General features: G+C 64.1%; 8 protein-coding genes. All 8 read left to right on the forward strand.

Features of this window, described 5'->3' with window-relative positions; all coding sequences use genetic code 11:
• The first annotated feature begins 41 nt into the window (after window positions 1-41).
• A complete protein-coding gene (locus tag ACI1US_RS01900) occupies window positions 42-920 on the forward strand; it encodes a 3-hydroxyacyl-CoA dehydrogenase family protein (protein WP_461637728.1) in 879 nt (292 codons plus the stop codon).
• Window positions 917-1,720 carry an enoyl-CoA hydratase/isomerase family protein gene (locus ACI1US_RS01905; protein ID WP_461637730.1) on the forward strand — a complete coding sequence of 268 codons (804 nt, stop codon included), beginning with the start codon at window positions 917-919 and terminating at the stop codon, window positions 1,718-1,720. Before ACI1US_RS01900 ends, ACI1US_RS01905 begins: the two co-directional genes overlap by 4 nt.
• Complete coding sequence (locus ACI1US_RS01910) at window positions 1,713-1,991, forward strand: hypothetical protein (RefSeq protein ID WP_416549451.1); 279 nt, start codon at window positions 1,713-1,715, stop codon at window positions 1,989-1,991. The genes ACI1US_RS01905 and ACI1US_RS01910 overlap by 8 nt, the downstream gene beginning before the upstream one ends.
• Before the next feature lie 2 nt (window positions 1,992-1,993).
• Window positions 1,994-3,496, forward strand: a complete 1,503-nt coding sequence (locus tag ACI1US_RS01915; protein WP_416549450.1) for a sodium:solute symporter family protein — start codon at window positions 1,994-1,996, stop codon at window positions 3,494-3,496.
• Between the two features lie 9 nt (window positions 3,497-3,505).
• Complete coding sequence (locus ACI1US_RS01920; protein ID WP_461637733.1) at window positions 3,506-3,988, forward strand: acyl-CoA thioesterase; 483 nt, start codon at window positions 3,506-3,508, stop codon at window positions 3,986-3,988.
• Window positions 3,985-4,764, forward strand: coding sequence for an enoyl-CoA hydratase/isomerase family protein (locus tag ACI1US_RS01925; protein WP_461637735.1), 780 nt, complete (start codon window positions 3,985-3,987; stop codon window positions 4,762-4,764). Before ACI1US_RS01920 ends, ACI1US_RS01925 begins: the two co-directional genes overlap by 4 nt.
• Window positions 4,765-4,851: 87 nt before the next feature.
• Window positions 4,852-6,462 (forward strand): class I adenylate-forming enzyme family protein, encoded by a 1,611-nt coding sequence (locus tag ACI1US_RS01930; RefSeq protein ID WP_461637737.1) that lies wholly within the window; start codon window positions 4,852-4,854, stop codon window positions 6,460-6,462.
• Between the two features lie 61 nt (window positions 6,463-6,523).
• Window positions 6,524-6,950: acyl-CoA thioesterase domain-containing protein (locus ACI1US_RS01935; protein ID WP_461637739.1), on the forward strand; the 427-nt coding region annotated here is incomplete at its 3' end.

Genomic DNA, 6,950 nt, shown 5'->3' on the forward strand with positions numbered 1-6,950 from the left:
GATCCATCCACTTACCGATCTACGAATCAAGGACGATACACATGACTGATCACCACTCCATCGCGCTCACCGTGTGCGGCAGCGGCGCAATGGGCTCCCAGATCGCGCTCGTCGGTGCGCTCGCCGGCCACACCGTCACCCTCTACGACATCGACGCCCAGCGACTGGATGCCGCCGTAGCGGAGCTCCGTGCGCAGGCTGACCGGCGCGTCTCGAAGGGACGTCTCACCCCCGAACAGGCCGCCGAAGCCTTCGCGAGGCTGAGCGTCACAACGGTGCTCGCTGAGGCGGCAGACAAAGCAGACTTCATGATCGAAGCGATCATCGAAGACCTCGGCGCCAAGCAGGCGCTGTTTGCCGAGTTCGCGTCGCTTGCACCCGCGCACTGCGTGCTCGCGACGAACAGTTCAAGCATCGTCAGCTCTCAGCTGGTGGGCGATATCGCTGCGCCAGAGCGCATCTGCAACATGCACTTCTTCAACCCCGCGCTCGTCATGGAGCTCGTTGAGGTAGTGCAGGGAGCCCACACCTCGGAAGCGACCGTCGAGCGCGCCATGTCGCTCGCGACGAGCATGGGGAAGCACCCGGTGCAGATCGAGCGCGAGATCTTCGGATTCGTGGTCAACCGCATTCTTACGGCGATCTTCGACGAGGCCCTGAGCCTGCATGAGGAGGGCATCGCCTCGTTCGAAGACATAGACGTCGCCGTCCGTAAGGGTCTCGGTCACCCGATCGGCCCGTTCGCCCTGCTCGACCTCACGGGTATTGACGTGAACTACCACATCAAGACGCTGCAGGCGCAGGAGTCGGGCCGCCCCGAGGATGGGCCTGCCAGAAGCCTCGTGGAGCTTTACGAGGCGGGTAAGCTCGGCCGCAAGTCAGGCGAGGGCTTCTACACTTACGAGGAGTCAGGCCGATGAGCGGCGAGTTCGTTACCGCGGCAGTCGCTCACGGCGTCGGAACCATCACGCTCAGCCGCCCAACCGCGCTCAATGCGCTGAATGAGCAGGTGCTCCGCGAGTTGCGCGAGACCCTCGCTGCTTGGGAGCTGTCGGACGACGTCGACGTCGTCGTGCTCACCGGCGCGGGCGAGAAGGCGTTTGCCGCAGGTGCCGATATCAGCGAACTCGTCGCGAAGGGCGCGATCGAGATGGCGGGCTCCTCGGGCATGCAAGAGTTCTTCACCTGGATCACCAACTTCCCGAAGCCCACCATCGCGGCCGTGAACGGTTTTGCCTTCGGTGGCGGGCTCGAACTCGCCCTCGCCTGCGATATTCGGATCGCCAGCGACAACGCGAAGCTCGGCCTCCCCGAGCTCTCTCTCGGAATCATTCCCGGTGCCGGCGGAACCCAGCTGCTCACGAACCTCGCTGGGCGCGGCCCGGCGCTGTTTCACATCCTCACCGGCCTCCCCCTCGGTGCGGAGGAGGCCCGCGCAGTCGGTATTGTTTCCGAGGTCACAACGCGCGAGGAGCTGCTTGGCCGCGCCGCAGAACTGGCGCAGCTCATTCGCACCAAGGGACCACTCGCTGCGCGGCTTGCAAAGCTCGCGGTGGGTGCAGCCCACGCAGCCCCGGCGACAGGATTACTCGTTGAAAAGCTCTCGCAGGCGGTACTGTTCTCAACCGCCGACGCGAAGGAGGGCATGAGCGCCTTCCTCGAAAAGAGAAACCCCGCGTTCACCGACGTACTTACTAGAAAGGATGGCACCGTTGCCTAATCCACCCAAGCCCAAGGGGTTCTTCCCCATTTCGAAGTACCGGCTGTACTCAACGATCGGCATTCTCGTCGTCTGCGTGCTCTCGATCAACCCGTACACCTTCTACACGCAGGTCTCCGGCACCGCGCTCATCAACTGGCTGCTCATCGGCATCATGTTGCTCGCGCTCGTCGTGATGGTTGTCGATCTGCTTATCACTCCCTCCGATGATCTGAAGAAGACAGAGAGTGCCGCGCCCGAGGCCGCGCACACCGAGAGTGAGGCTCGCTAATCATGCCAAGCACACAGATTGTTCCCCTCGTCGTTCTCGCGGCGTACATGCTCCTCTCCGTCGGCATCGGCGTCTACGCCTCGCGTAAGCAGAAGTCAGGCACAGCGAAGGAGTACCTCACCGGCGGCGGCGGCGTCGGCTTCTGGATCAATGGCTTCGCGATCTTCGCGGCGTTCGCCACCGGCGGCACCATGCTCGGCAATATCGGGCTGAGCTACGCGGGCGGTTGGGGCTACATCACGGCCTACAACGCTGGTGTGGCCGTGGGCTACCTGCTCACCACCTTCTTCCTCGCGAAGACGCTCCGCAACATGAACGTCTCCACCGTCCCTGAATTCATCAAGGCCCGCTTCAAAAACAAGGGCCTGAACATCATCGTTCCGATCGTCATCGTCGTCACGCTCGTCGCCTACCTCGTCGCGCAGATGAAGGTCGGCGGCATGATCGGTGAGCGACTGTTCGGGATCCCCTACACCTGGTCCGTCATCCTCATTGGCCTCGTGTACATCTTCTACACCTTCATCGGCGGGATGAAGGCGGTGACCCTCACCGACTTCATGCAGGGCCTCCTCATGATCGCCGTCATCGTTGCGACGGGCGCGATCGCGCTGAGCACGAACGGTGGCGGCATCGACTCGTACCAGCTCGCGCAGGAGCTCCGCCCACAGTGGACCGCAGGTGGCGACGATACCCCGTTCCCGTTTGTGGCGTACGTCGGCGGCTTCCTCGTCTGGGCGACCGTGAACGCCGTGCTCCCCCACACAGTGATGCGCCTCTTCGCGGCAAAGACCGAGCGGACCGGACGCGCGTCGCTGTCGCTCGGGCTCGGCCTGTACGTGCTCACCGGCATCCTCACCTGCGTTGCAGTCGTCGCGTCGACGATCATCATCACCGGCGGCGGCGACCTCGAAAACGCCGACGAGGTCTTCCTCATCTTCCTCGAGAACGTACCGAACTGGCTCATGGCTGTCGCCTTCGCCGGCATCTTTGCCGCCGTGATGTCGTCCGTGAGCGCGATGCTGCTCGGCCTGAGCGCAGCATTCTCGTACGACTTCCTCGGCGAGGTCCGTCCGAACATGAGCGACAGCGCGAAGCGTTCGGCAACAAAGTGGGGTGTGCTCGTATTCGGCATCATCACCCTGCTGCTGTCGATGAATCCGCCCGCGCTGCTCACCCTGCTCTACACCGCAGCGATGGGACTGCTCGCATCGGCCCTCTTCTTCCCGACGATCCTCGGTGTGTGGTGGAAGCGGATGAACAGCGTTGGCGCGCTGGTCGGAGCGATCGCAGGCGGGGCGTCTTACCTCGTGCTGCTCTGGGGCTTCTCGCTTCCGGCGCTCTCGCAGATCCTCATCTCACTGCCGATTTCGCTTGTCGCCTGCATCGTCGGCAGCCTGGTCACGAAACCGCCGACTGCGAAGGACCTGCATCGGATTTCGATCGCGCACGAGCGCGAGTACACGGATGCAGACGCAGCGGCTGCGGAAGCCACGTTCGGCCGCTAACCTGTTCGCTTGGGCCAGGCATTCGTGCCCGGCCCAAGCGAGCCCACCACCCACCTACTCATCGGGAGAGCAGTGTTCGAAACCACCATTCACCCTCGCGTCTCAGAGACGGACGCGATCGGGCACATCAACAACACCGTCGTGCCAGTCTGGTTCGAGGCCGGGCGGCGAGAGTTCTTCGAGGTGTTCGGCCCGGTTGACGATTTCTCGCAGTGGCGAATGATCGTCGCGAGCTTCACCGTCGATTTCGAGCACGAGCTTACCTACCCGGCGCCGGTCTCCGTGCATACCTGGGTAGAGCGCATCGGGAACTCATCGCTGGCGCTCTACGAAGAGATGCACCAGCTGGGCAAGCGGTGCGCGGTCGGACGCACGACCTATGTCAACGTGAGCCCGACGACGAAGCGGCCAGAGCGTATCTCCGACGAGGTCCGCGCCGCACTCCAGCCACATATGACCCCCGCCGCCCCGCACCAGGAGGAAAGCGAATGACCGCTCAGGTTCTGTACACCGTCGACGGCGCGATCGCCACGATCACGCTCAACCGCCCCGAGGCGCTCAATGCCCTCAACAACAGCATGATCGCGGCAATTCGCGACGGTATCCGACACGCAGCCGCAGACACGAATGTGCGCGTGCTCGTGCTTGCCGGCGAGGGAAAGTCCTTCTGCGCGGGCGATGACCTCATTGATATGGGCACGCCCGAGCACCCGAAGTCAGATGACCTCATGGAGGAATACCTGCGCGGTTACCCGGTGCTCGTCGAAGAGCTGCGGCGAATCGAGAAGCCCACGATTTGCCGGGTGCAGCGCCACGCGCTCGGAGCGGGCTTCGAGATGGCACTCGCCTGCGACTTCGTCATTGCCGACGAGCCCGCGAAGGTCGGGCTCCCGTTTGCGCTGCGTGGGATCGCCGCAGGAACCGCGCTCCTGCCCGCGCTCGTGCCGCGTCAGGTCGTCGCACGGGTGCTCTATACCGCGGAGCTCATCGGGGTATCTGAGGCACAGGGCTGGGGCGTCATCACCCGGGTCGTGCCAGCCTCCAAGCTCGACGAAGCAGTTGCGACGCTCGCTGACCAGCTCTCCGGGAGCGCAACCCGCGCAATCGGGCTCATGAAGGGCGCGATCGCCGCAACCGAGGAGGCCGGCCTCAGCGGGGCCCTGCGTATGCAGGCCGCCGCAACCGTATCCTCAGCACTCACCTCCGACTTCCGCGAGGGCGCAGTCGCCTTCGAGGAAAAGCGGGCTCCCGAGTTCACCGGGCGCTAGCCCGCCCGCTCACGCCGATCCGGCCCGGTCCACACCAGCTGTGCCGTAGCACAGCTCCACCGTCGAAGCACCCCGAAGGACGTCTTCATGTCACACGAAACAGCTCCTACGCGAGACATCCCGCTCCACCGCTACCTCCGGGAGCACGCGCAGTCGCGGCCCAATCATTCAGCGATCGAGTTCTACGGAGCTTCAATCAGCTACCGTGATCTCGATCAGCAGTCTGACGCGCTCGCACATCAGCTGCGCGCTCGCGGTATTGCCCAAGGCGATACCGTCGCGCTGTATCTGCAGAACTCGCCACAGTTCGTGATCGCGTTCTTCGCTATCCAGAAGCTTGGCGCGGTTGTCGGCCCGTGCAACCCGATGTTCAAGCAGTGGGAGCTTGAGTATCAGCTCAACGACCTCGAGGCGCGCGTAATCATTACCAGCGACGACCAGGTGGACACCGTGCTCGCAGTGCGTGAGCAGACTCAGCTGCGGCACGTCATTTCGAGCGGCTACGAGGAGTTCCTGCCCGCTGAGGGTGCCCCCGACTTCCCCGGCGTGACGGGGCTCGCCCCCGAGCCAGGCACCGAGCGAATGTCGGAACTCATCAAGGCACCGTTCCCCGAGCTCGCCGAGCCAGACATCGACCTGCTCACTGACCCTGCGCTCGTGATCTACACATCAGGCACCACCGGTCAGCCCAAGGGCGCGCAGCTGTCATTCGGGAACGCCGAGTTCAAGACTGCTTGCATGGTGGGCCTGTACAGCTTCACCGGCGACGATGTCTTCGGTAGCGCGATGCCCGTCTTTCACATCGCCGGAATGCTCGTCGGCATGACCTCTCCGATCATGGCCGGCGCGACGATCGTGCTCTTCCACCGCTTCGACGCCGGCTACGTGCTCCGGAGTATGCGCGAACAGCGCATCAGCGTCTTCTACTCGACACCGCCGATGGTCAACCAGCTCATGGCACACCCCCTGTTCACTCCAGATTCGTTCCCCGCTCTGCGCTTGAACCACGGCACGAGTTTCGGCTCGCAGATCGATCAAGAGCTCTCTGACCGCTGGGCAGCCGTAGCCGGCACCCCGCTCTTCGAGTTCGCGTACGGGATGAGCGAGACCCACACGGGTGACGCGCTCATGCCGCCCGGGGCTATTCGCTACGGCAGCCACGGCAAACCTGCGTTCCAGACCCGCTTGAAGATCTGCAGCGTTGACGATCGCAGCGTCGAGATGCCCGTGGGCGAACTCGGCGAAATCGCAGTGAATAGCCCGAGCGTGTTCCTCGGGTACCGCGGCCGCGACGCAGAAACCGCGCAGGTGAAGGTCGACGGCTGGTACTACTCCGGCGACATGGGCCGCATCGACGAAGACGGCTACCTGCACTTCGAGGGCCGCACTAAGGAGATGATCAAGTCCAACGGCTACTCCGTCTTTCCAGAGGAGGTCGAGCGCATGCTCATCAGGCACCCGGCAGTGAAACAGGCCGCGGTCGTCGGGTACGCCGACGAGCAGCGTGGCGAGTCGGCCCGCGCCTTCATTGTGCTCGCGGAGGGTGCCGAAGGCACGCTCACCGAGGAAGAACTCATTGCCTGGGCACGCGAGCATATGGCAGCCTACAAGTACCCTCGCTCCGTGCGATTCATCGACGAGATCCCGCAGACTAGCACGGGCAAGATGCTTCGAGCGAAGCTCACTGAGCAGGGCTAATTACACACAGAGCAGCGCTCGCTCGGCACAGGGCAGCGTTCACGAGAGGGGTATTCGCACCATGACCGCGACCCAGCCGAAGTTGACGACCCCGTGGTCGCTCACCCGCAGCGACGCGATGGCTGACACCGAGACCGAGATGTGGGCGGGCGTGACTGTCCCGACTCCGTGGCCGGCAAGCTACGGCGGCGACCTCTCGGTGGGCGCGCTCAGCGCGGTGATGCGTTCCTCGGATGCGGATCAGCGGCCACACTCACTCCACGTCGCCTTCTTGCGGCCCGGCGACCGCGATGCCGCGGTGAGCTACTCGGTGGAGCGCGTGCGAGACGGCTTCCGTTACGGCAACCGAGCAGTGAGGCTCAGTCAGTCAGGTACCGAGATCGCAATGGCGACCGCGTCGGTGCGTAAGCCCAGGCTGGGCGAGGAGGTCGGGTCGCCCGAGACGCCCGTCGGAGGCGACCCGCTCCCCGATCCGAATTCTCTGCCCA

Source organism: Leucobacter sp. BZR 635 (assembly GCF_048061935.2).
Taxonomy (GTDB): Bacteria; Actinomycetota; Actinomycetes; order Actinomycetales; family Microbacteriaceae; genus Leucobacter.